The 25,251-nt window shown below is 48.0% G+C and carries 25 protein-coding genes and 1 tRNA gene; 20 read left to right on the forward strand and 6 right to left on the reverse strand.

Annotated features, from left to right (window positions below):
- The first annotated feature begins 30 nt into the window (after positions 1 to 30).
- Both GC178_13855 and GC178_13860 read left to right on the forward strand, forming a co-directional pair.
- Positions 31 to 615: a hypothetical protein gene (locus GC178_13855; GenBank protein ID MBI1288650.1), complete on the forward strand. Its 585-nt coding sequence runs from the start codon at positions 31 to 33 to the stop codon at positions 613 to 615.
- 144 nt (positions 616 to 759) lie between these two features.
- Positions 760 to 2,109, forward strand: a complete 1,350-nt coding sequence (locus tag GC178_13860; protein ID MBI1288651.1) for a Na+ dependent nucleoside transporter — start codon at positions 760 to 762, stop codon at positions 2,107 to 2,109.
- On the opposite strand, the gene GC178_13865 is transcribed toward GC178_13860, so the two are convergent.
- From GC178_13865 to GC178_13875, 3 genes are all read right to left on the reverse strand, one after another.
- Positions 2,101 to 3,252, reverse strand: a complete 1,152-nt coding sequence (locus GC178_13865; protein ID MBI1288652.1) for a serine hydrolase — start codon at positions 3,250 to 3,252, stop codon at positions 2,101 to 2,103. The genes GC178_13860 and GC178_13865 overlap by 9 nt on opposite strands.
- A gap of 94 nt (positions 3,253 to 3,346) precedes the next feature.
- On the reverse strand, positions 3,347 to 3,970 hold the full coding sequence (locus tag GC178_13870; GenBank protein MBI1288653.1) for a DUF4412 domain-containing protein: 624 nt from the start codon (positions 3,968 to 3,970) through the stop codon (positions 3,347 to 3,349).
- The gene (locus GC178_13875) at positions 3,967 to 5,766 is read right to left on the reverse strand and encodes a hypothetical protein (GenBank protein ID MBI1288654.1); all 1,800 of its coding nucleotides are present in this window, start codon (positions 5,764 to 5,766) and stop codon (positions 3,967 to 3,969) included. Before GC178_13875 ends, GC178_13870 begins: the two co-directional genes overlap by 4 nt.
- A gap of 118 nt (positions 5,767 to 5,884) precedes the next feature.
- On the opposite strand from GC178_13875, the gene GC178_13880 reads away from it, so the two are divergent.
- The 4 genes from GC178_13880 (at position 5,885) to GC178_13895 (ending at position 10,466) form a co-directional block, all read left to right on the forward strand.
- Positions 5,885 to 5,959 (forward strand) — tRNA-Val (locus tag GC178_13880).
- A gap of 445 nt (positions 5,960 to 6,404) precedes the next feature.
- The gene (locus GC178_13885) at positions 6,405 to 8,807 is read left to right on the forward strand and encodes a M48 family metalloprotease (protein ID MBI1288655.1); all 2,403 of its coding nucleotides are present in this window, start codon (positions 6,405 to 6,407) and stop codon (positions 8,805 to 8,807) included.
- Between the two features lie 212 nt (positions 8,808 to 9,019).
- A complete protein-coding gene (locus tag GC178_13890; GenBank protein ID MBI1288656.1) occupies positions 9,020 to 9,715 on the forward strand; it encodes a hypothetical protein in 696 nt (231 codons plus the stop codon).
- Positions 9,716 to 9,728: 13 nt separating this feature from the next.
- Positions 9,729 to 10,466, forward strand: coding sequence for a hypothetical protein (locus GC178_13895; protein MBI1288657.1), 738 nt, complete (start codon positions 9,729 to 9,731; stop codon positions 10,464 to 10,466).
- A gap of 13 nt (positions 10,467 to 10,479) precedes the next feature.
- Here GC178_13895 and GC178_13900 read toward each other — a convergent pair whose 3' ends face one another.
- Positions 10,480 to 11,538: a hypothetical protein gene (locus GC178_13900; GenBank protein ID MBI1288658.1), complete on the reverse strand. Its 1,059-nt coding sequence runs from the start codon at positions 11,536 to 11,538 to the stop codon at positions 10,480 to 10,482.
- A gap of 143 nt (positions 11,539 to 11,681) precedes the next feature.
- Here GC178_13900 and eat point away from each other — a divergent pair, with 143 nt between their 5' ends.
- From eat to GC178_13940, 8 genes are all read left to right on the forward strand, one after another.
- A complete protein-coding gene (gene eat, locus GC178_13905; protein ID MBI1288659.1) occupies positions 11,682 to 13,037 on the forward strand; it encodes an ethanolamine permease in 1,356 nt (451 codons plus the stop codon).
- 169 nt (positions 13,038 to 13,206) lie between these two features.
- A complete protein-coding gene (locus GC178_13910) occupies positions 13,207 to 14,574 on the forward strand; it encodes a glutamine synthetase (GenBank protein MBI1288660.1) in 1,368 nt (455 codons plus the stop codon).
- Complete coding sequence (locus GC178_13915) at positions 14,483 to 14,992, forward strand: hypothetical protein (GenBank protein MBI1288661.1); 510 nt, start codon at positions 14,483 to 14,485, stop codon at positions 14,990 to 14,992. The genes GC178_13910 and GC178_13915 overlap by 92 nt, the downstream gene beginning before the upstream one ends.
- Positions 14,993 to 15,096: 104 nt before the next feature.
- Complete coding sequence (locus GC178_13920) at positions 15,097 to 15,327, forward strand: DUF433 domain-containing protein (GenBank protein MBI1288662.1); 231 nt, start codon at positions 15,097 to 15,099, stop codon at positions 15,325 to 15,327.
- Between the two features lie 8 nt (positions 15,328 to 15,335).
- Entirely contained in the window at positions 15,336 to 15,698 is a 363-nt protein-coding gene (locus GC178_13925; protein MBI1288663.1) for a hypothetical protein, read from the forward strand.
- Positions 15,699 to 16,126: 428 nt separating this feature from the next.
- Entirely contained in the window at positions 16,127 to 16,381 is a 255-nt protein-coding gene (locus GC178_13930; GenBank protein MBI1288664.1) for a hypothetical protein, read from the forward strand.
- A gap of 5 nt (positions 16,382 to 16,386) precedes the next feature.
- Entirely contained in the window at positions 16,387 to 16,752 is a 366-nt protein-coding gene (locus tag GC178_13935) for a PIN domain-containing protein (GenBank protein ID MBI1288665.1), read from the forward strand.
- Positions 16,753 to 16,759: 7 nt separating this feature from the next.
- On the forward strand, positions 16,760 to 17,206 hold the full coding sequence (locus GC178_13940) for a hotdog fold thioesterase (GenBank protein ID MBI1288666.1): 447 nt from the start codon (positions 16,760 to 16,762) through the stop codon (positions 17,204 to 17,206).
- A gap of 44 nt (positions 17,207 to 17,250) precedes the next feature.
- Here the strand turns inward: GC178_13940 and GC178_13945 are convergent, their stop codons facing one another.
- Entirely contained in the window at positions 17,251 to 17,781 is a 531-nt protein-coding gene (locus tag GC178_13945) for a T9SS type A sorting domain-containing protein (GenBank protein MBI1288667.1), read from the reverse strand.
- 41 nt (positions 17,782 to 17,822) lie between these two features.
- Here GC178_13945 and GC178_13950 point away from each other — a divergent pair, with 41 nt between their 5' ends.
- The 4 genes from GC178_13950 to GC178_13965 all read left to right on the forward strand — a co-directional run bounded on the left by GC178_13950 (position 17,823) and on the right by GC178_13965 (position 21,224).
- Positions 17,823 to 18,974: an iron-containing alcohol dehydrogenase gene (locus GC178_13950; protein ID MBI1288668.1), complete on the forward strand. Its 1,152-nt coding sequence runs from the start codon at positions 17,823 to 17,825 to the stop codon at positions 18,972 to 18,974.
- 9 nt (positions 18,975 to 18,983) lie between these two features.
- Complete coding sequence (locus GC178_13955; GenBank protein MBI1288669.1) at positions 18,984 to 20,243, forward strand: 4-hydroxybutyrate CoA-transferase; 1,260 nt, start codon at positions 18,984 to 18,986, stop codon at positions 20,241 to 20,243.
- Positions 20,243 to 20,674 (forward strand): hypothetical protein, encoded by a 432-nt coding sequence (locus tag GC178_13960; GenBank protein MBI1288670.1) that lies wholly within the window; start codon positions 20,243 to 20,245, stop codon positions 20,672 to 20,674. Before GC178_13955 ends, GC178_13960 begins: the two co-directional genes overlap by 1 nt.
- A 115-nt stretch (positions 20,675 to 20,789) precedes the next feature.
- A complete protein-coding gene (locus GC178_13965; GenBank protein MBI1288671.1) occupies positions 20,790 to 21,224 on the forward strand; it encodes a DUF1573 domain-containing protein in 435 nt (144 codons plus the stop codon).
- Between the two features lie 50 nt (positions 21,225 to 21,274).
- Here the strand turns inward: GC178_13965 and GC178_13970 are convergent, their stop codons facing one another.
- Positions 21,275 to 22,981, reverse strand: coding sequence for a DUF1573 domain-containing protein (locus GC178_13970; GenBank protein ID MBI1288672.1), 1,707 nt, complete (start codon positions 22,979 to 22,981; stop codon positions 21,275 to 21,277).
- Between the two features lie 106 nt (positions 22,982 to 23,087).
- Between GC178_13970 and GC178_13975 the strand changes: the two genes are divergently transcribed.
- Positions 23,088 to 23,858, forward strand: a complete 771-nt coding sequence (locus GC178_13975) for a gamma-glutamyl-gamma-aminobutyrate hydrolase family protein (protein MBI1288673.1) — start codon at positions 23,088 to 23,090, stop codon at positions 23,856 to 23,858.
- A gap of 24 nt (positions 23,859 to 23,882) precedes the next feature.
- Positions 23,883 to 25,244, forward strand: a complete 1,362-nt coding sequence (locus GC178_13980; protein MBI1288674.1) for an aldehyde dehydrogenase family protein — start codon at positions 23,883 to 23,885, stop codon at positions 25,242 to 25,244.
- Positions 25,245 to 25,251: the final 7 nt, after the last annotated feature.

The following is a 25,251-nucleotide window of genomic DNA, read 5'->3' on the forward strand; positions in this document are numbered from 1 at the left end:
TCGGGATGGGGTGAGTTGAAAAACAGTTCAATGGAAAAGATCAAAATGGGCATATATGGGCTGCAGTACAGCCAAACTCAAACGGGTGCTTACGCGCTGGTTTTGGAAGAGGCTGAAGGCACCCGAAGACTTCCGATCATTATCGGTAGTTCGGAGGCGCAGGCCATTGCCATCGAGTTGGAGAACATGAGTCCGACCCGCCCGCTGACCCACGATCTGTTCCGCACCTTCGCGCAGTCATTCAATATTGATATCCATGAAGTCATCATCTACAATTTTGTAGATGGTGTCTTCTACGGAAAGATCATTTGCAGCGATGGCAAGAATGAGGTGGAGATCGATTGCCGCCCGTCCGATGCCGTGGCGCTTGCCGTCCGATTCAAATGCCCGATTTACACGCATGAGTTCATCCTGAATGCAGCAGCATTTGAGAAGGACGATTCCGGGGCTGGTATCAAACCGATGTTGATCGATGAGGAATCAGATGATGACACTTCTGGATTTGAAGACCTGAGCAATGACGAGCTCGAAGAATCTCTGAATGACGCGCTTGCCCGCGAAGATTACGAGCAGGCCACCATCATCCGCGATGAACTGAATCGCAGGAAAAAGTAAACCTGACCATCTGCCGTCATGCTGAATTTATTTCAGCATCTGTTGGATTCTGAATCCGCCTCAGGCGGACAGAATCACAATCCTATTTCTGCTATCGGTCGTTAAACACAAATTTTCCTTATCCTTGAAAGACCTGAAATTAGGATGACCGATCAACTTTCCCTTACACTTTTGAACCTTCCTTTGCTTGACCTTGGCATCTCGTTTAACAGCGTTGGCCGCGGATTGCTCGGCATGTTGGTTTTGGTGGCCATCGGTTTTGTTTTCAGCGAAGACCGCAAAGCCATCAACTGGCGATTGATCATCATTGGCCTCGTTATTCAGTTGGTCCTTGCCATCGGTATTCTCAAGATCGAAGCGGTCCAGCTCATATTTGATGCGGTCGGAAGCGGCTTTGTGAAGATCATCTCCTTCACCGATTTCGGAACGGACTTTCTGTTCTCATCATTCGTTACGGGAAGCCCCGAAGCAGCCGTACTGAGTTTTGCCTTCCGCATTCTGCCGACCATCGTATTCTTCTCTGCGCTCACGAGCCTTTTGTACTATCTCGGACTACTTCAAAAGGTCGTGTATGTGTTTGCTTGGGTGATGAAAAAGACCATGAAACTTTCGGGGGCTGAAAGCTTGGCTGCTGCCGGAAACATCTTCCTCGGACAGACCGAATCGCCATTTCTCATCAAACCCTACTTGGACAAGATGACCAAGAGCGAGATCATGTGTCTGATGACGGGTGGAATGGCCACCATTGCAGGTGGTGTGCTTGCAGCTTACATCGGTTTTTTGGGTGGTGAAGATCCGGCTGAACGCATTCTTTTTGCCAAGCATCTTTTGGCTGCTTCGGTGATGTCTGCACCTGCGGCCGTTGTTGCTGCCAAACTTCTTGTTCCAGAGAAGGAAGAGTTCAATGAGAGTATGGAGATCAGCAAGGAGAAAATGGGCGCAAATGTGCTCGAAGCTGTAGCCAACGGAACTTCAGATGGTGTGAAACTGGCTGTGAATGTTGGAGCCATGCTGCTGGTTTTTACCGCATTCGTTTACATGGGCAATTGGATCCTGCACGATCTTATCGGTGGACCGACAGGTCTGAACGACATTATTGCCTCCAATACAGGCTATGACGGACTGAGCTTTCAGTTTCTGGTCGGTTATGCGTTTGCACCGATCGCTTGGCTGATGGGCGTGCCGACAGCAGATATTTTCTTTGTGGGTCAATTACTTGGAGAGAAAACAATTCTGAACGAATTCTATGCGTACAAAACGCTTGGCGAAATGAAATTCAGCGGTATGTTCTCTCAAGAGAAATCGATGATCATGGCCACATACATTCTTTGTGGTTTCTCCAACTTCGCTTCTATCGGCATCCAGATCGGTGGCATCGGAACCCTCATCCCAAACCGAAAGGGATTGCTCTCCAAACTCGGTCTGCGCGCGCTGCTTGGCGGAACACTGGCATGTTTATTTACTGCCGTGTTGGTAGGAATGTTTTTAGGATAAACCGCCCCGCAACTCCTTCAACACTTCCTCCACGATCACTCTGAAATCAATCGAGTGATTCATATCGCTGCCCAAACGTTCATGGCCTAAACGAACAATTACCATTTCGTATTCTGGAATCACGATAATGTACTGGCCAAGAATACCGCGCTGGTAATAAATGTGTGTTCCGTAATCATCGCATATCCAAAAACTGTGACCATAATACGGCACCGCGTAAGGCACCGTGGCAATGTCTACAAATGCGGTATCCAAAATTTGCTTTCCGTTGAAATTGCCTTCCTGCAGCATCATCTGTCCGAAGCGGGCAAAATCGCGCGCGTTGGAATTGAAACAGCAGAACGATAGCTCTTTCCCGTCCTTATGATCTAAGTGCCACTTGGCAGCATGAACCGCTCCCAGCGGTTTCCAAAGCTTTTCTGATGCATATTCCGCTTCTGACTTTCCTGTGGCGCGCATCAGGCAAAGACCAAGCAATTGCGTGGCTCCACTTTGATACTCAAAAGCATCCTTTCCCGGTTTTCGGATGACGGGCACATTCTCCAGCATCAATTTCTCTACATCGGGGCCGTAATAGAGTTTGGCCGTGATGTCGAACGGGTTGGTGTAATGCTCATTGAAATCCAGTCCTGCGGTCATCGTGCAGAGATTTCTAAGCGTCAGATCATCGGCATATTCTCCTTTCAGTTCCGGTAGGAAATCCTTCACCTTCTGATCCCAACTTTTGAAATAACCATCCTGAATGGCACATTGCGCAAGCATGGTGGTAATGCTTTTGGCCATGCTGAAAGAGTTGCTGCGCGAAGAATCAGAATAACCGTCCCAGTATTCCTCAAACACGATCTCACCATCTTGGATCATCAAGAAAGCCACGGTCTTCGTCTCCTCTAATGACTTTCTGAGATCGCCTGTAATATCCCATTCGTAGTAGAACTCTGAGACCTTCCACGGTGCTGGCGTTCCAGCCTCTACCGTTCGCGTATCGAAGAATTTTGCATCGCTGATAGTTGCCGATGTATTTCCATGCAGGTAGGCCGCCCAAACACCTTTCAGCAGAAACTGATTACCTGTAAAATAGATGCCTGCAACTGCCAATAAAACAACGGCAGTTAGCCAACCGAGAACTTTCAATAGCTTTTTCATAATTGTTAAAGTATGAGATTCTGATACAATTTAGGTGTGACAAGAAATAAAAAAGGCACGCGATGCGTGCCTTTCCCTTCAAGTATTCTACCTATCACCTTCTATTGAATTTCGAAGGATCGACCTTTGTTTCCTTCACCGAGGTAACTTCCTGACTGATCAACACATTACCATTGGAATCGCGTAATTCCATTTTTATCGGAAAACCATTGCTGATACCACTCAAATCTGGCATGTTATTGCGCATGAGTTTGGGCAATTTATCATAGGTCAACGCTACATCTTTTGTCACCCAATAGGTAAGGTCGTTACCATTCGATTTGAACATAAGCATCTCGCAATCATAGCCGTTTTCCGTAGTTGCCATCTTTCTAACGAAGTTGGCGCCTGTCATCAAAGGATCGGCTGTTACCCCGGAAACCTCTTGCGAACCTTTATCTGTCATCATAAAGACCGAAGCATCATTGGTTCCCATGATCATCGAATACCGTAGGTTGTATTCGCCTGCATGCGAATCGAACTCCATCAGATTCTGGTCGCCTTTGTGATACCACGTAACCGTAGCCGTTTCCTTTACAGCAGCATTGGTGGTATTGTAGGTAATAACCCCTTCAAATGCCGACTGAGCGAATGAAACCGATGTTCCAAGGACAGCAACCAAGAAGAATGAAAACACTTTAGAAAATTTCATTGTCAGATTATTCGATCGTTTTATCATGGCCCAACTTGTCCTTTCAGGTTTGATGTATTGTAAAGGTTATCCGGAATGTTGGTGGTGAAACCATTTCGTTTTACGGCAAAACCTCCATCTCCTGGCAATGGTGGTGGTACTGGAATCGGAATGTTGATAGGGCCGATAGGAATGTTACCGATGATCGGAACAGAGATCGTAACTGTCAACGAAAGTTGGAAAGACCCTTGTGTTCCGGGGAATCCGTACGGACCACCGTCTCCACCATTTGTGTTCGGGGTAAGGGTTATTGTTGCCGGTCCGGTGGCAAAGCTGAACGGTGCATTCAACTGGCCGCCATGACCCTGAACCCCGCCTACTCCTCCGGTCCCGTCCGTTCCTTCATCGTACACGGCAATACCAATGAAAAGGTTGGTGTTGTAGTCTCCACCAACACCCATTCCGGCACCACCGCCACCGCCCGAACCTACGAACAGCCCGAATGTGATAGAACCGATGATAGGAATAGATGGCGTGGTGTAGCTCAGCGAGAATGCCATGGCACCACCGCCACCGCCACCGCCATAAATGGCCGAATTGTTCACAATGGTCGCATCCAAGGTCAGATCCACTGCATCACCTCCGTCCTGGCCTTCTCCAGTATATCCGTTTGCCGGATCGTAAGCGATACCACCATCTCCCCCTCGGCCAATGATGTAACCGTCATTCACCAAAGCAATCAAGGATCCAGAAGCGAAGTTACCCGTGGTATATGCGGGCTGCGTGGCATCTGTGCTGCTGACCAAAACCCCGCTAAGCACATTATTCACAACGCAAACAGTCGTACTGTTGGGTACATTCGGATTTGCAGCAAAGAAGGCTGCTGCAAGATCATAATTGTCAACTCCCGTTACCACATCGATCTCATAGCATGGTTCAATGGTGAGTGAATAGACTATATTGTAAGTGCTGTTATTACACAGAACCTGAATGACGATCGGGTATGTTCCGGCTGGGGCAAACGGGTCCGCATGAAAATCAATGTTCACCAGTCCGGTAGATGGTGCAGGATTCGGAGAAATTGTGGCTGTCAACCCCGCTGGCAGCGTGGTAAGAATGGAGACGGCCAATTGCTGTGGGTTTCCTGCGGTCTGCACGATATTCAGTCCGAGGTTCTGATCGGGAGAGACCACGCGATCTATCGTATCTGCGGTGCTGGTTGGCGTAATGTTCAAAAAACAGTCATTACATCCTTGCGCAAAGGTTGGCAGCCAACAGGTTCCGTTAAAGTAATCGACCGTGCTGTCGGTGGTGTTCGCGATCACCAGCCCTACCGCTGGGTTCTGAATATTGTCCCTCATTGTTTCCGTCATCTGCGGAGCGAGAAATCCTTTGTCCTCAGAAACCAAGTGCAATACAGCGCTCGAATCGGGCTGGTCGGTATTGATACCTACGTGAAATTCGTTGTTCCAAATGAAGCTGTTGGCCACCCAGTCGTTGAAGAAGACCGTATCATAGCGCATGGTCTGTCCTTGCAGACCGGGAATAAGCGGACCTTCTGGACCCTGCGGGCCGATGCCACGTCTCCAAACAATGCCATCAAAATACCAGAAACTACTGTCCGTTGGGGTGTAGATCAACAGCCCGGTTGCCGGGTTGGTGATTGCCAACGTATCTGTTCTCGGTATCAGAAGTCCCTTGTTCAGTGCCTGAATTTCAAGCAGCGCACTTGGATCGGGAGTGGTAGTTCCGATACCTACATTGTCCTGAGCCTGAAGTTCTGAAGCGGAGAAGAAAAGAACTGCCGCAGCAAATGCAGCAATCAAAGCGCGTAGATTTCGCATTTTGGTCAATGGTTTCTTTTGGTGGCCGACCGTGGCCGATTCAAGCCCGAAAAATACATAAATCGATTCGCAATACCCGAAGAATTGGATGGATAAAACTATTTTTGCGGACGATTTCGGGCATTTAGCTCAGTTGGTTCAGAGCACCACCTTGACAGGGTGGGGGTCACTGGTTCGAATCCAGTAATGCTCACTGTAAAAAAGGGAGGACTTCATGCAAATGGCATCCTCCCGATTTTTTATCCGAAAATGCGCGCTCTGCGGAACATAGCACTTCTCTTCGCTCTGATGCTGTTCAGCCTTGGCTCGATGGCCGACATTGGAGAGACGTATGATCTGAAGCAGCAGCGTGCCGAACTGGTGAGCGAACTCGAACAGCTGACCGCTGATTCCACTCGGTCAAATGCAATTACAGGATTCCGAATCCGCGAGATCAACGAACAGATCATGGCTTTGGACGCGGAGATCTTCAAGAGTTATGATGAAACGGTTGAACGCGTCACCGCGCAGCAGGACGAATCCAAGAGCCAAGGAAAGATGGCCGTTGTTCTGGCGCTGATCGTTTCCATCATTGGGGTTTTCATTGTGCTTCTGTTGTTTGTGGCACGGAATAAAATCCTCCGGAACGGAAGTGGAGGATTCCGCCAGCTCTACCGCGAACTGACCTTGGATTTCATCCAGCAGAGCTCACCAGAAAAGCCGCTTTCCGAGCGTTTGGTGCGCGTAAATGTGGTGGTGGTCATCGGTTTGGTCATGATGAGTGTGTCGGTGATCGCTTACCTTTTGACCGCATTATAAGCGCTTCTGCGTTCGACCTCAAACCCGATCATTTGCGGATTCCAATCCTCATAATTACTCTGTTGCTGTTCAATGCGCACTCGTGGGGACAGGATTTTGACCATTACCAACCCGTTGAACCAAGTGGTCCGATCCCGAAAGATTTTACCACCGCTTCCTCCGATAAATTTGAACGGGCCAAGGAAAACCTGAACGCGGAGGAAGACGAGAGATCCACTCGCGAAGCCAAACATGATTTTCTGCTTGAAAGCAATTTCCTGATCGACCAAGTATTGGGAAGCGGCCGTGTCTTGTTCAACGACCCTTTTTCCAATTACTTGAGCCAGATTCTGGACACAATTCTTGTGAACGAACCCGAACTCCGCAAGCGAGTGCGTGTGTATGCCGTTCGGTCTTCGGTGGTCAATTCATTTACCACGGATGACGGCATCATCCTCGTGAACATCGGCCTGCTGGCCCAACTCGAAAACGAGGCACAACTGGCGTACATTCTCTGCCACGAACTGGCACATTTCACCGAGCGACACGTGATCAACGCATACGTGCAAAATGAGGCGATCGCCAAAGGCGAAGGGCTGTTCAAGCGAAGTTCCTTCGATGAGAAGATGCTGACCAAAAGCCGCTACTCGAAGGAACTCGAAAAGGAAGCCGATCAACTTGGTTTTGAACGATTTAAGAGGACACATTTCGGAACTTCGAACCTGCTGAACGTGTACGAGGTGATGCGATACGCGCATCTTCCGTTCGATGACATCGCCTTCGACAAAACGTTCTTCGACCGTGAATTTTACCGCATCAACGATTCGTATTTCCTCAATAAGGTGCGGCCTGCGGAGGCGAATGAGCAGGACGACCCTTCGAAGGACACGCATCCGAGTCCGCGAGAGCGCCAACAACTTTTGCGGCACTACATTTCTCAATCGGACACGCTTGGCAGAAGCGATTTCATCGTGTCGCAGACCGAATTTGAGAAACTGCAAACGGCCGCGCGCTTCGAACTCACCGAACTCTACCTGAAAGCCGACCGACCCGTAATGAGCATTTACAACTCGTATCTGCTCCTGCGAACGTACCCGAACAGCTTATATCTGAAGAAGCGGATCGCGGAAGCTATTTACATGCTTTCCAAGTTCAAAACGGGCGGCAATTTCGGGATGGTGCATCCAGGCTACTCACAAATTGAGGGTGAATCGCAGCAGGTCTATCACCTCTTTTATCGATTAAAACCCGAAGAACTCTGTGTGCTCGGCATCGGTTACATCTGGAACCTGACTCAAGAATTTCCAGAAGACGAAGACCTGAGGAACATGGCCGATGACCTACTGAAGGATCTGATGCGGAATTATCACGTTCCCGGAATGTTCGCGCAAAGCCGTCCGTCCGAAGGATGGGACACGCCCGACACCACGGCCATCGAAAGCAAGTACGACCGACTGAAACAGAAGAGCAAGGAGAATCCGAAACTCACGATGATCACCTACGCGCTGGTGGATCTGTTTGAGAAGGATGAGGCATTCCGCAAGCGGTTTGATGAACTGGAACATCAGGAATGGGGCAGTAATCGTGATGCGTCTTCGCTGGGTGAGATCCAGAAAAAGAACAATGAAGAATTTCGGCAATTGAAGAACCACGGATTTGCCGTGGGTGCCGAAAAAGTGGTGATGGTCTCGCCCACTTACGCCAAACTCGACCTCCGCAAAAAACGCCAGCACAAGTTCCTGCATTCCGAATCGGCCAAGGCAAAACTGTTGGAACAGATCGACCGCTCATCCAAACTGCTGAATCTGGATATGCGGATCATCGACCGTTCCGGTCTCGATTCTTCCCACGTGGAAACCTTCAACGACATCACGTTCCTGAACGAGTGGATCGATGCCCGATTCAACCAAATAGATGTGGCAATGGTGAACATGCCTGAATCGGAGATCGATCGGATCATCTCGGTTTACGGAACAGAATATTTCGCGTGGACGGGTGTGATCAACTACCGCGAGAACAAGCCGCTGATGTATTTCTACCTGCTCTACGCGCTCATTCCGCCTGCCATTCCGTTTGCCGTTTACTACTTGGCAAGGCCGAACTACGACACCTATTATTACTGCATCGCCTTCAATCTACGAACGGGCGAACCCGTGCTCATCAACTACAACAATTTCCGTAGGCGCGATGCGCGGGACATGATCAACAGCAGCGTTTACGATTCGCTGTGGCAGATGAAACGCAAACCGAAACAGAAAGGATGACATGCCTGAATTACATATCGAATGTAATTGCTGGGCGCTGTCAAAGAGCCCCTTCCTCCCCTTCGACAAGCTCAGGGCAGGCAGTCAGGGAAACAACCTCTTTCGATTTTGCTTTTCCGAGCAACGTGAGGGATCTCTTTTGGAGCGTTTTCCCTTTATTTCTCTATCTCTTTGTAAACTCCATAAACTGTTCCGGTCAAGCCCCAGGCTACATGGGACGCAAATTCCTCATTACGGGTGATGTCAGTTTTTTCAATGCGCTCTTCAACCCGAACCACAACATGAACCAAGGGCTCAACACATTCAGTTTCAATGTGCGTTCCACCACCGACCTCGATTACGTGATCGCCCGCAATGGGACCATCGGCCTCACGTTCGATGTGTTCACCACGGGAATGCAATACAAATGGCAGGACAAGAACTACGCGGATCTGCTGGTGCCGAACATCGATCCACGGTTCGATCATGCACGCCTTTTCGGTTACGGTTACGGCATCAACTACAAGGTTTTCCAGAATCCGAGCAAGGGCGGCATTGCGCCCGTGGGCAATTATGCCAAGTTCGACCTGATGCTATTGGATGTCCGTGTGCGCCCCGTGGATGACAACACCGATCAGGCGCATTCCTTTTCGCAGCGGTTCTTCACGCCTTCCATGTCCATCACATTCGGTCGTCAGCGCATTCTGTGGGATTTTCTCGTGCTACGGTCGGCCATTCAGATCGGATTTGTGCCGTTGGGTTTCACGCCTTATTTCCAAGGTCTTGACAACGGCATTGAACGCGGCACGCAGCAACAAGACCTCCGAGCCCATGCCGAAGCCCGCCTCATGACCTACTACCTTCTCAATGTCAATTTCGGGGTGGGTTTTCTGTTGCCTTTCAGGAAGAGTTTCAAGCATCAGGAATAAACTATATCGAAACATGAAAGCATGGTTTATCTTTCTCCTGGTGTTCACCCACATTGGGGGAACTTGCCAAACCGTAAGAATAGACACGTTGCACTTGATAGGTTCACAGGAGTACAATTTCCTCGTCCGTGACAAATTGTATTACCCAATAATAAGGACAGGGAACGAAGAATTAGACTCTCTCCTAAATACTGACATCAAAGACAGATTCACGTACGAATCTTTTAAAGGGTTACCTGTAGAAACATCCATAGTTGAATGGTCAAAAGAACAAATCACGTTCACCGACTTTAAGGTGAGTTACAATGCTAATGGTATTCTTTCTTTCACTATCAATGCAGAAGGATGCGGAGCTTATTGTACGCAATGGACCGATTATTTCAATTACTCTACTGTAAAAGGAGTGGCACTGAGACTGACAGACGTAATTGAGATAAGTCCCGAATTCGCTCAGGAATTGCAAGAGAATCGAAAGAATCAATTTGACAAGGCTAGATCGGACTTGACTGAACTGTTTGCCGATACCAGTTTTGGTTTAGACACAATGTCTTACCATTGGGCCATGGAACAATATGATAATTGTGAGACGAGAATCGAATACGATGAATTTGTCCTGTACCCAAACCATTTTGAATTAATTACTCCCTGTACATTACCACATGCGATAAGAAATCTTTCTCCTTCCATCCACCTTAGCTACCCATATGCCGATGTAACATTGCAGAAAGGGATAATGATAAAACGCAAGTAAGCGCTATGCTGGATCAATTATCCTCAAACTGACTTCCACTCACCTCACAGATCAGGTCCTTACCGTAAACCAAACTCGGTGTTTGCCAGCCAGTTTTGAAATTTCCTTGTAAAATCTGCTGCGCGATGTGAACGGATGTCATGGCCGTGAGCGTGTAGCCTTCCTGGGTTTTGATGGTTGAGGTCAACGATTTTCCGCTCTTGTCGGTAACCGTTCCGATCAGATAAGTTGCAGCTTTTGCCCGTTGCTCATCCGTTGGACCTGCCTGACCTGCTTTGATCTTGGCGCGGGCACGGTTCTTCACAAATTCGGTGCGCATCAACCAACCGAACCATTTGCCCCATTTCATGCCATCAATCGCCTTCTTAGGCAAACCCATATACACCGTGATATTCGGAATTCCCGTGCTGTAAAAAGCGGTGTAAACATCACCCCACGGAATGGTAACAGCCGTCATGTTCTTCGGGCCAAAATCGAAGCGTTTCACATCATACGCATCTGAAACCTGTTTCAACTTTCCTTCTTTTCGGATGGTTCCGCCATAGCCCAGACCTTCCACAACCGTCAGGCTCGTTCCTCGCGAAGCCCCTCCAGTTCCGTAAAACGCCAACACCAGATCGTCCGCATCTTCCATGCGCGATTTCATGTGAGCGGCCAAACAATCGCTCGGCACCACATCGAAACCTGTTCCAGGCAAAACCATCACACCAGCAGCTTTCGCCTGTTCATCATACTTTCTTGCCTGAGAGAAAACCGCAATCTCTCCCGTGATGTCCGTGTAATGAACCTTATTCCGAATGCACGCTTCCACCATCGGTTTGGATGTGTGAATGAACGGCCCGGCAGCATGTATCACCACCTTCGCGCCAGCGAGTAACTTGTCCAGATCATCGGCTTTCAGATCAGCCACTTGGTATGGCATTCCGTATTTTTCGGCAACAGGCTTCAGCTTGCTTTCATTCCGACCAGAAAGCAGCGGCTTGATTCCCAATTCCTGACAGCGTCTGACAATCAGTTCACCTGTATATCCGTACGCTCCGTAAACAATGATGTCTTTGTTTTCCATGCTCATTCCGTGTGTGGTTGCAATTTGTCTAAATTAGGCGGAATTCAAACCACATTCAAGTTGATTGTCATGCTGAACTCGTTTCAGCATCTGCTGGAAATTGGTTTGAGACCCTGAAATAAATTCAGGGTGACGACTTAAACTGGTTTATGGAGAATTCACCAAAATTAGAACGCACGCTTGGCCCTTTGATGCTTTGGGGATTGGGCGTTGGCTACGTCATCTCCGGCATGTATTTCGGTTGGAATCTTGGCTTGGCCGAAGGCGGAACCTTGGGCTTGGCGATTGCCACGTTCTTCATCGTTATCATGTACGTCACGTTCACGTTCAGCTATACGGAACTGGCCTGTGCCATTCCGAAAGCGGGTGGCGCATTCGATTATGCTGATAGAGCGCTTGGCCGAAACTGGGGTTTTCTGGGCGGTATGGCACAGATCATTGAGTTTGTGTTTGCTCCGCCAGCTATTGCTGCCGCGATTGGCGCATACTTCAATCTGTTCCTTAAAACCGAACCCGTTTTTATTGAGATTGCTGGTGCGAGTATTGAAATCCCGTGGTTGGCGATTTTGGCCTATTTCTTCTTTACAGGATTGAACATTGCAGGTGTAAAAGCCGCAGCCACGTTCGAATTGATCATCACCATTCTGGCAGTTGCGGAACTGCTCATTTTCGCAGGAGTCACACTTCCAGAATTTGAGGTGGCAAACCTCCAGCACAACGCTTTCCCGAATGGAATTCCAGGAATCTTTGCCGCCATTCCATTTGCCATTTGGTTCTTCCTGGCGATTGAAGGAGTCGCCAACGTGGCCGAGGAAACCAAGAACCCACAGAAGAATGTGCTTATCGGTTTCGGTTCGGCCATTCTCACGTTAGTGGTTCTGTGCATTCTCACATTTGCTTCGTCTGTTGGCGTGGCAGGTTGGGAAGCCATTGTTTACGATGCCGAAGGAAACATGTCAGACAGTCCGCTGCCGTTGGCCATAGGCCATGTGGTCGGACAATCAGGTGTTTGGTATCATCTCATCATTTCCATTGGGCTGGTCGGTTTGATCGCCTCTTTTCACGGAATCATTCTCGCATCAGGCCGTGCCACGTATGAATTTGGAAGAATGAACCTTGCGCCAAAAGCGTTAGGGAAAGTGCATTCCAAGTTCAAAACCCCGGCCAACGCCCTCATCTTCAACATGGTCATTGGCATTATTGCCTTGATGACAGGAAAGACTGGAGAGATCATCACTATTGCGTGTTTCGGAGCATTGGCACTGTACATCATTTCCATGGTCTCATTCTTCGTGCTACGCAAGAACGAACCCGACATGGAACGGCCATTCCGTGTTCCGCTCTACCCTATTTTTCCTGCTTTGGCGTTGATCATTGCCAGCATTTCGATGGTGGCCATGAGTTACTACAACTTGCAACTGGCGCTCATTTTCTTGGCGATCTTAGCAGGATCATTCACAGCATACAAACTCGCTTATCGGAAATCCGAAATTCGAAAGAGTTGATGGAGTTGATGGAGTTGACGAAGTTTGTAAAGTTCAAAACCACAATACATTTTATCGCCACAGATGCACAGATTAACACTGATTTTCACTGAAATAATTTCAATCTGTGTTCCTTCTGTGAAAATCCGTGCATCTGTGGCTAATTCATGTCAATAATCATTAATCAAAAATGAACGAAAAGGAACTATCTCGCGAACACATTCTGAACGAGGTTCGCAACTCAGATCACAATAAGGTGAAACTTGCCATTACAGACATTGATGGCGTTTTGCGTGGCAAACTGATGCGCAAGGAAAAGTTCCTCTCGGCCGTTGAAAGCGGCTTCGGTTTCTGCGATGTGGTCTTCGGTTGGGACAGTTCAGACGTAGCTTACGACAATGCCACTTACACGGGTTGGCACACAGGTTACCCTGATGCGCAAGCGCGAATTGACCTGAGCACTTTCCGCCAAGTTCCGTGGGACAATGACGTGCCGTTCTTCTTGGCAGATTTTGTGAATGAAAAGGAAGGCCCATTGGGAGTTTGCCCGCGAAGCCTACTCAAAACCGTCAAAGCAAAATCGGAGAAAATGGGCTTCCGACCATTCTTCTCGCAGGAGTTTGAGTGGTTCAATTTCCGTGAAGATGCTGACAGCCTTCGCGACATCGATTTCGTGAAACCACAACCGCTGACCCCAGGTATGTTCGGATATTCCATTCTGCGCAGCTCGCAGGAAAAGGAATTCTTCAACGACCTGTTTGAATACTTGGATGAGTTTGATGTTCCGCTGGAAGGCTTGCACACCGAAACGGGGCCAGGCGTTTATGAAGCGGCCATTCTTTACGGAGACATTCTGAAAGCTGCCGACCGTGCGGTACTGTTCAAAGCCAGCGTAAAGGAAATTGCGCATCTGCACGGCATCATGCCAACATTCATGGCCAAGATCAGCCCAAACCTGCCTGGTTGTAGCGGTCACATTCACCAAAGCCTTTGGGATGAAAAAGTGAACCTCTTCCATGATGCTAAGGGCAACAAGAGCATGAGCAAGTTGATGGAAAGCTATATGGCGGGACAATTGGCCTGTTTGCCGTTCATTCTGCCCATGATCGCTCCGACCATAAACAGCTACAAACGCTTGGTTGAAGGTGCTTGGGCTCCGACCACGCTTACATGGGCAGCCGATAACAGAACGGTTGCTTTGCGTGCACTTCCTGGCGGAGAAAAATCCTGCCGATTGGAAACGCGTGTGGTTGGTTCAGATACCAATCCTTACATCGCGATGAGTGCTTGTCTTGCCGCAGGATTGTACGGCATTGAGAAAAACCTGAAACTTCAGGTGCCAGAAACCATCGGCAACGGCTACCGCGACAATGGCGCTGGCACGCTTCCCAAAAACCTTTGGGATGCCACGCAGCAAATGAAGAACTCAGACATTCCGAAAGAGCTTTTCGGTGAGGAATTCGTGAATCACTTCGTTGCTACCCGCGAGTGGGAATGGCGCGAATTCTCGAAAGCCGTTACCGATTGGGAAACCAAAAGATATTTTGAGATTATTTGATGTGAACGAAAAAAAGGAGCCAGTCAACGAAAGAACTGTTCGCCTGTGGACGAGCAACAGCCTAACGGAAGCGCATCTAATTAAAGCGAGGTTAACTGAAGCTGGAATAGATTGCTTCTTAACGAATGAACATTTCACGAGCCTATTGCCAAGTCACAATGGCATTTTAGGATCTGGAATACAGATTATCATCAACGAAAAAGACCATGAGGCAAGTTCTCTTGTGATTGAAGATATTTTGAAACCAGAGAAAGTTGACAAAGTATGTCCAAACTGTGGCTCTAAGAATATTGACATTGGCTATGGCAAACGAAAAAAGCTCTACGCTCCACTGATGTTTTTCTCAATTGCTTTCGGAATACCGTTGGGAAATTTGACACCAAACTATTTCTGTAAGGATTGTAAAAGTGATGTTTAAATATTTTCCACTTCAATTCCCTGATTACAAAACCAAGGCTCGACAAATCTTTGCTTCGCAACTAACCTCCGCAAACCCCGTTCTTTAGCTGTATCTTTAGAATCATGAACACACGAATTGAACGAATCACGATCGACCCTGAGATCTGCCACGGCAAACCCGTAGTTCGGGGTATGCGTTGGCCCGTGGAAGTGGTGTTGGACCTGCTCGGTTCTGGAATGACCGAACAGGAAATCCTATCAGACCATCCTGAACTTGAAAAGGAGGACCTTCAAGCATGCATCCAATTCGCGCGGCTATCGGTTTCCGGTGAAAATCTCAGACCAACAGGATAGTCTGATACATGAGGTTTCTGTGCGATGTGCATATTCCGATGCGGCTTTCCAAGCATATCGTTAAGCTTGGTTTCGAATGTCAACATGTAAATAACGTCTTGGAAGGTTATCACACAAAGGATAGGGACATTGCAGATTATTGTGACGCAAGCAGACTCATTTTGATTACAAAAGACCGCGATTTCAAGAACAGTTATCTTCTGAAGCAAACACCTTCAAAACTCATCAAAATCAACCTCGGCAATGTTTCAAGCAACAGGTTGATCGATATGATGGACGAGAATATTCAGCAGATCAATTCTGTACATGAGAAATTCAGAGAATTCATGATTGAAATGGAAACAGACGGAACAATCACCGTGACAATCTAAATGAATTGGGAAACCAAGAGGTGTTTTGAAATCATATAATAACTCAACCGTATTGAAGAGCCCTTGGTACAAACCAACCGTTTTAAATGTAGCAACAGGTGTTTGTCTAATCTGGTTAGTTGCCTACTCAGTTGGCTCTTATGATTCATTGGTCGCTGATGAGGCTTGGGGCATGACATGGGTAATCTCCGTTGTCCCATTTCTTGCCATCTGCTTGGCCGTAGACTACTTTTTTCAGGTACTGATTAAATCCTCCATAACGGTAAATCTTATTGGTGCAACCGTGATTCTAATTTTAATCGTTCTATTTTTCATTTGAAAAATGCATTTCCAAGCCCAATTCCCTGATTTCAAGAACAAGGTCGAAAAGAGTTTTGCCGCGCAACTAACCTCTACAATCCCCGTTCTTTAGCTGTATCTTTAGAATCATGGAAACCATCCGTATTGACATTCTGAACCCAAAGGCCAAGAAACTGCTGAAAGACCTGATGGATCTGAAACTGATCCGTATTTCAGAGGAAGGTTCATCCACAGAAAACACGGTGAAGGAGCCTTCATCAGCATATCGTGGAAAAGAGGTCAAGGCCATTTTGGACGAACTGGCAAAGAAGCATGGATTTTCGGACATCGAAGACCCAACTGACTGGCAGCGCAATGAGCGGAAAGACCGCAAATTCGACTGACCGACATGTTCCTGCTCGATACCAACATTATCATTTACGCCTGCCGACCGCAACATGAAGGGCTCCGTGATCTGATCGGTCAAAATGCATCGGTCGTTTCGGTCATAAGTAAGATCGAAGCTTTGGGCTATCATAAACTCAAAATGCAGGAAAAGTTGTTGCTCGAACGTTTGTTCCAACAGTTTGAAATTATCGACCTGACAGATGAAATCGCTTCACGCGCCATCAAACTCCGCCAGAAAAAACGGTTGTCATTGGGCGATGCCATCATTGCGGCAACCGCTTTGGAGAACGACCTATCTCTAATGACGCACAACACGGTTGACTTCAGGAACATCAACGAACTCAGGTTGCATGACCCGATTGAATGATCCCATTATGCATTTCCAAGCCCAATTCCCTGATTACAAAAGCAAGGTCGAACAGAGCTTTGCTTCGCAGAAGTTCATGCAACACATTGGAGCTGAGTTGGTGGACGTACAACCTGGCTATTGCGAAATTCATGTTCCGTTCAACGAAAACCTTACGCAGCAGAATGGCTTTTTCCATGCTGGCGTGATCAGCACCGTGGCCGACAACACCGCAGGTTATGCCAGTCTTTCGCTGATGAAAGAACATTCGATGGTGCTGAGCGTGGAGTTCAAACTGAATCTTCTTCGGCCTGGAGCTGGCGAAAAACTCATAGGAAAAGGTCAGGTTTTGAAGTATGGAAAAACATTGACGGTCTGCCGTTCAGATGTTTTCATTGTAAAAGATGGCGAAGCGAAATTGTGTGCTGCAGCGCAACTCACCATGATTGAAATCGACCCAGAAATCAAAGCATAAAAAAAGCCACCCAGTTAGGCGGCTTTCAATTCGGTTCAATATTCTCAGTCACTCAGACCAACCTTCAGCACCCTGTGCGTGGTATTGAACTTACCATCATCTGTACGCATCTGCACCAAGTACTTACCAGTAGCCACCTCATTCATTGGGAGTACAAATCGGTTTTGGTAAGCATAGATCACCGCTTGATGAATAAGCTTACCGCTCATGTCAAACAACTGTAGATTGATGTCCTTGTCGTTGTTCCCCAAGTCGATGTTCAAAAACTCCGAAGTTGGGTTCGGATAAAGGTTCATGCGGATGTTGGCCAAAGTTTCCTCAATGGCCGTAACCGTCAATTCTGTCTGGTGAAAACCCTGTGTAAGGATGTTTGTACCATTATCATACGTGTCGATCATCACTTCGCCAAGCGTCCAACTCAGTTGGGTGGTACCATTATCGAAATGCTCGCCAGCGCTTGCAATCACCTGTTGGTCAACGGATTGAGCCATACCGAAGAATGGAAGTGCTGCGATGGAAAGGGCGGTTAAAAACTTCATCATTTTTGTTTTGGATAGGACGAATATACAGATCATTGGAGCAATAGTTTTACAGTTTTAAAATCTATCTGTTCGAAATTAACATGAGTCAAGTCGTCCAATTCAATTTCCCGACCGTTATCCGCTTCGGAACGGGCGCTATCAAAGAACTTCCACAGCATCTGAAAGATCAAGGAAAAATGCGGCCGTTGGTCGTGACCGATCCTGTTGTGGCAACGCTTCCATTCTTCCTCGAAATTGTGGAAGACATGAAGAAGATCGGTCTAGAACCGACCGTTTATGCCGAGATGCACAAGAATCCCGTGAAATCGGACGTGTTGAATGGCAAAAAAGCATTTGCCGAAGCCAACTGCGATAGCATTGTAGGTGTTGGCGGTGGCGTTGGTCTGGATGTGGCGCGTGCCATTGCATTGGCCATCAACCATCATCGCGACTTGTTTGATTATGACGACCTGATCGGTGGCGACCAGTATGTGACAGAGGAAGTTCCTTACTTCGTTACCGTGCCGACCACAAGCGGAACAGGAAGTGAGGTTGGCCGAAGCGCCATCATTGCGGATGATGTGACGCATCAGAAGAAGATACTTTTCTCACCGAAGTTGTTGGCAAGCCGCGTTTTTGCAGACCCAAGTCTCACATTCGGACTTCCACCGTTTGTAACAGCCGCCACGGGAATGGATGCACTCACCCACAACATGGAGGCTTACGTAGCTAAGAATTACCACCCGATGTGCGATGGAATTGCGCTTGAGGGCATCAAACTCATCAGCAAATCCATTGAAAAAGCCACACACGAAGGACAGGATGAGCAGGCGCGTGCCGATATGATGCTTGCCAGTTTGATGGGAGCCGTGGCTTTCCAGAAAGGTTTGGGAGTGGTTCACTCGCTGGCGCATCCGCTTTCGCAGTTGCTCGATACGCATCATGGTCTGGCCAACGCGGTCAACCTCCCGTACGGAATGGAATTCAATTTAGCTGGTTTTGAAGACCGTTTTGAGGCCATGGCACACGCTTTCGGCTTGAAAAATGGTAATGGCACACAACTCATTGATGAGCTTTTCAAACTCAACGAGCGTTTGGGACTTCCAACCCGACTTTCGGGCATTGACGTGAAAGAAGAACACTTGGAGCCGTTGGCCGATCTTGCATTTGCCGATTTCTGCCATCCGAACAACCCAAAACCTGTTTCGCGCAACGAGTTTCTTGCCTTGTACAAGAAGGCACTGTAAATTCGGTGCATGAGCATTTCTGGAGAACACGCGGTGGCGCACATCCGTTCGGGTGACAGCGTTTTCATTCATTCGGCAGCGGCCGCCCCGCAGCATCTTATCGCCAAACTCGTTGAGCGAAAAGATGAACTGCGTGATGTGACCATCTATCAGATCCATACGGAAGGGCCAGCTCCTTACGCAGATGATTCGATAGATGCTTTCAAGGTCAAATGCATGTTCATCGGCCAGAATATGCGCAAATCCATTCAGCACGGGCATGGAAGTTATATCCCCGTTTTTCTGAGTGAAGTCCCACGGCTTTTCAAAGACCGTATTCTTCCGATAGATGTCGCGTTGATCTCTGTTTCCCCACCTGACGAGCACGGCTACTGCTCGCTTGGGCCATCAATTGATGTTTCGTTAGCGGCTGTTCTTGCCGCGAAAACGGTGATTGCACAGGTGAACAAACACATTCCGCGAACCCATGGAGATGGATTGATACATGTTGGGAACATCAATTATCTGGTAAAACATGATGAACCGATCTATGAAGTGGCTGCTGGCGAACTGAACGAAACGGAAATAGCGATCGGCCGCAACATTGCAGAGCTTGTAGAAGACGGAGCCACATTGCAAACGGGCATCGGCAACATTCCCAATGCAGTTCTTGCTTCGCTTGAGAATCATAAAGATCTTGGTATTCACACCGAAATGTTCTCGGATGGCATTCTGCCATTGGTGCAAAAAGGAGTGATCACGGGCAAATACAAGAAGAAGCATTCAGGAAAGATCATTTCCTCGTTTGTTGTGGGCAGCCGCCTCATTTATGATTTCATTGACGACAATCCGTTGGTGAACATGCTTTCGTCAGAATATGTGAACGATACGCGTGTCATCAGCCGCAACCCGAAAGTAACGGCCATCAACAGTGCCATCGAGGTGGATCTTACGGGGCAGATCTGTGCAGACAGCATCGGCCATCGCATCTTTTCTGGCGTTGGCGGACAGATGGATTTCATCCGAGGCGCATCGCTTTCTGAAGGTGGGAAACCGATCATCGCGTTGCCATCCAGCACCAAGCATGGTGAAAGCAAGATCGTTCCTGTGCTGAAATCAGGTGCTGGAGTTGTTACAACACGGGCACACGTTCATTATGTGGTTACCGAATACGGTGTGGCCAATCTGTATGGAAAAACACTGGCCGAACGCGCCAAGCTTCTGATCGATATTTCACATCCAGACCATCGCGAAGACCTGGCCAGAGCGGCTTACGAGATCCAACATTAATGTCGCGGCCTATCATCCATACTGCGGTCTTTGATGCTTCCATCGATCGGGTCTGGAATGCCATCACCGACTTTGACAAGTACCATCTTTGGAACGAGTTCTGTCCGAAAGTGAAATGCGAATTCGAGGTCGGAGGGCCGATCACGATGTACGCGAAGATGTTCCCGAACCGGAAACCAACGCATCAGACCGAACGTTTCTTCGAAATAAATCCACCGAAAAAATTGCGGTATGGCATCAATTACGGCATCCTTCTGAAAACCGACCGAACGCAGGAATTGACCGAACTGCCGAATGGAAAGACCGAGTATTACTCAAGTCTGACCATGACTGGACTGCTTGCTCCGTTCGTATTCTGGCAATATCGCGAAGCCATTGAAAGAGGTTTCTCCCTCAGCCTTTCAGGATTGAAAACGTATGTAGAAACCTGAAATCGAAGGAAATTTGCTTTCTGTTGCCCAATATGACATTCTGAGAAATATTTTCTGCGACCTTTGGCGCTCGGCATTATTCTTGCCGTTCATCAGTCTAACCAAAATCAAAACGATGAAAAACACATTCTTTGCCTTGGTTGCGCTATTCGCAACAACAACTTTCGCGTTTGCCCAAGAAGAAGCGGCAGGCGGTGCGGCTTTCAAATTTGAGAGCGAAACCATCGACTACGGGACCATCGAAAATGGTTCGGACGGTAACCGCGAGTTCAAATTCACCAATGTCGGTACAGAGCCATTGATCATTTCCAACGCGAAAGGATCTTGCGGATGTACAACTCCAGATTGGCCAAAAGAGCCGATCGCTCCTGGTAAATCAGCTGTGATCAAAGTTCATTACGATACCAAGCGTACTGGAAACTTCACAAAAACAGTTACACTTACTTCGAATGCAAGCGAAGCAACAAAGGTTCTCACCATCAAAGGAAGTGTGAATGCTCCCGCTGCTGCACCAGCAGAACATAAAGACGGAGACGGTCACGATCATTGATCGTTTCTGAACGAAATTGAAAAAGCCGATGCAGAAATGTGTCGGCTTTTTTATTTCACCGAACGGAGTTTGATCTCATCCGCTAAGAGTTCGGTCGGATCTTGATCTGAATCCACTTGAAGGAAACTTCCACCACCGAGATTGGCGAGTTTACGCATCAATCGGGCAGCTTCCTTATCGTCTCCAAAACCGATGATCGACAGTACAATACCTTTATCTGAATTGTCCTTCACCATTTGAACGGCATCCTTTTCTGAGAATTTAGATGAGTTGAATTTGCCGTCCGTGGCAATGATCAGCTGGTTATTTCCACCTTCAATGAGTTGCTGTTCGAGACTTTCGTAGGCTGTTTCCATACCTTTCACCCCGTTTGTGTAGCCCGTTGCTTCAAGGCTGTCAACAAGCGAAACGATGGCCGAATTATCGGTGACTGGTGTTGGCGGCAGCACTTCCCAAGATGTGGAATTGTACGCAATGAGGGTGAGAACGTCCACTTCGCGAAGCATCATTACCAACCTTCGGATAGATGCTTTGAGCTTCTCCATCTTATTGTCATCCTTCATCGAACCAGAAACATCCAGCAGCAATAGAACATTATTTGGTTTAAACTTGGTTTCGGAGAATTCCGGTTCTGGCTCACTTCGCATTGTCGGCTGATCGCTTACAGTAATCGGTTCAGCATCAGCAAAAGCCGCCTCGATCATTTCCTCAACCTGTTCAGGTGTTCTTTCCTCCGCTGCCCGAACTTCTTCAACGGGCTCAGGTTCAGGCGGCTGCTCATCAAACTGGTCATTCGTATTTATGCCAAGATCGAATCCGCTTTCCTCTTCGGTATTTGGAACAACTTCTTCGGTTGTCGTTTCTGTAGGATCTTCCCATTGATCGTTTGTGGAAATGCCAAGATCAACTTCTTCCGTTGGTTCAGGTTTCGGTGGCGTTTCTTCCTCGATCTGCTCATTCAAATTCACTCCCAGATCGATCGGTTCTGGTTCTGATACTTGTGGTTTGGACTCAGAAACCGCTTCAGGCTCTTCCCACCTGTCATTCATGGAAGCCATTATTTCTTCCTCATCCAATTCAGGCTCGACCTGTTTCCGATCGAGGTATACCACATGCGTTCGGTCGCGCTTGGTGAACGTCACGTCTTCCTCCTTCTTCTCGTAACCGTCCTTCGACACCACAACCGTATACTTATCAGGCTCTATCCAGCTCACAGAAACACCCTCCAAGTTGGTCCCGTTCATGTTCTTGCGTATGCCGCGATCAAAGATCTCTACACGTGCATTCACGATCGGGCGTTCAGTAGCCGCATCCACCACTTGAACCACATTCGGTTCTGAACCCTTCACTGGTGCAGGATCCTGAAACGAAGGACAAGCGGTCAACGCATTGGCATAAATGCTCTTGATGTTTCCCTTCAAGGTCAGTTTCTCCGGTCTATCCGAAGCGTTCGAGTAAACCTCAACCGTAAATGAGAATGACCCGGTCTCCGAGGTGTAATATCGAATGGTGATCTCTCCAACTTCACCAGGTTGAAAACTCTTGTTCGGGTAGCTCACCAACACCTCCCTTCCATGCCGTTGAGGCAGAAACATCAACTTCTTGCTTCCAGTATTTTTGAACCTGAATGTGGCTGGAGGACTGTTCCAATCGGTTACATTGCCGAAGTTGACCGTGGTTCCCTCCCACTTCACATTCTGTGCTTGAAGCGAGCTGTGGAAGACAACCACAAACAGTATGAAAATGAGTCTTTTCAAGTGCTGATAAAGTTAACCAACGTGCGTGCGTAAATCTTATTGAATTCTAATTGACATTCTTCAAAATTCACCCTTCGGGGGATGAAAGCGGGCTTATCTTTGCGGCATGATCAAAATAGGTGTTTCCGCGTGCTTTTTTCATCCTGACCTTGACAGGACAACTTTCGGACCGAAAACCCTTTCATATATCGAAAACGATATGGCCGCTTACGTGGCCAGACCGAATGTTCTGCCCATCCTCATTCCTGAACTTCCAAAAGCTGAAAAGCTTGCTTTTGTGAAGGAAATGGACGGTCTTGTGCTGCAAGGTGGTTCTGATCTTGCGCCAGAATCGTATGGAGAAAAACCTATCGGAAGATGGCTCGGAGACCGCATCCGTGATGAGTACGAACTGGAACTGATGGAGCTTTTTCTGAAGGAAGGAAAGCCGGTTCTTGGCATCTGTAGAGGTTTTCAGGTAATGAATGCTTTTTACGGAGGAACACTCTTTCAGGACATTGACACTCAACGACCAGAAAGCATCAAGCATCGCGATGCGATCGAGTACGACCGCGTACATCATGGCGTCCGATTCGTGGAAGGCTCATTCATGGAAAAGCTTTACGCAGGTGCTGAAAATCCGATGGTGAATTCGGTTCATCATCAGGCCGCAAAAGACATTGGCAAAGGACTTCTGCCACAAGCTTACTGTAAGGAAGATGGAATCCTCGAAGCTTTCATCCACGAGAGTGCGGAACCGGGAAAGATCATGGGCGTTCAGTGGCACCCTGAGTTTTTCCACACGCTGGGCGATGCACTCATCGACCCATTTAAGATCATTGACACATTTCTATCATTCTGCCCCCTAAATCCCCCAAAGGGGGACAAAAAGGGTTGACACCTTGTATAAAAACTAACACAAATGAAAATTATCAATCCCGCTACGGAAGCGGTCATCAAGGAAGTGCAGGAAGACAGCGCAGCTTCCATTCAACAGAAATTTGAAGCTGCCAAAACGGCTCAGAAAGCATGGGCGAAAGTTCCCTTAAAAAACCGTATCGCTTGTTTGGCGAAGTTCAACGAGTTGATGTTGGCCAATGCCGATAAGATCGCTGCCGATCTTTCTGCTGAAGTTGGTAAGCCTGTAGGTCAGGCCAAAGGCGAGATCAATGGTGGCATTGGCAGAAGCAAGTTCTTCGTTGAGAACAGCGAGAAATATCTTGCCGAAGAATGGATGGTTTCGGAAGGCGCTACACGCGAAAAGATCGTTTACGAACCACTTGGCATCATCGCCAACATTTCTGCTTGGAACTACCCGATCCTTGTCGGAGTGAACGTATTCGTTCCAGCACTTATAGGTGGAAATGCGGTGCTTTATAAACCTTCAGAATTCAGTACGTTGACTGGGTTGAACATGGCAGAGATGCTTTGGCAGGCAGGTGTTCCGAAAGATGTGTTCCACGTGGTTGTTGGTGGAAAAGACGCTGGTGAAGCGTTGCTCAACCTTCCGTTGAACGGTTACTTCTTTACAGGTTCATACAATACTGGCAGATACATCGCAGAGCGTGTTGCCAGCAAATTGGTCCCCGTTGGTCTTGAACTTGGCGGAAAAGACCCGATGTATGTTTGTGACGATGTGGAGGTGAAATCGGCCGCAGCTGCTGGCGTGGAAGGTGCCTTCTACAATAACGGACAAAGCTGTTGTGCGGTTGAGCGTATCTACGTTCAGGAGAACATTTACGATGATTATGTTGACGCATTCATCGCGGAAGCTAAAACCATGAAATTGGGCGAACCTGGCGATGAAGGAACGTTCATCGGCCCACTGACGCGTCCTCAGCAAATGGCCGTGTTGGAAGATCAGGTTGCCGATGCTGTTTCTAAAGGTGCTAAGCTCCTGCTTGGAGGGAAAAAGGCTGATCGAAACGGTTACTACTTTGAGCCAACGGTCCTTACTGATGTCAACCATGGTATGAAAGTGATGATGGACGAGAGTTTCGGTCCTATTATCGGTATTCAGAAAGTAAAAGATGATGCTGAAGCAATTTCCTTAATGCTTGACACGCCTTATGGTCTTACATCAGCCGTTTACACGCTTGATGCTGACCGTGCTGATGCTATTATGGAAGAGATGAACTCAGGCACCGTTTACTGGAACTGCTGCGACCGCGTAAGTCCGCACGTTCCTTGGAGCGGCCGAGGTAACTCAGGGCTCGGCTCTACACTATCTCACGCTGGAATCAGAGCATTCGTTCAGCCGAAGGCTTATCACTTGAGAGGCTGATCTCACA

The sequence above is a fragment of the Flavobacteriales bacterium genome (genome assembly GCA_016124845.1).
Lineage (GTDB): Bacteria > Bacteroidota > Bacteroidia > UBA10329 > UBA10329 > UBA10329.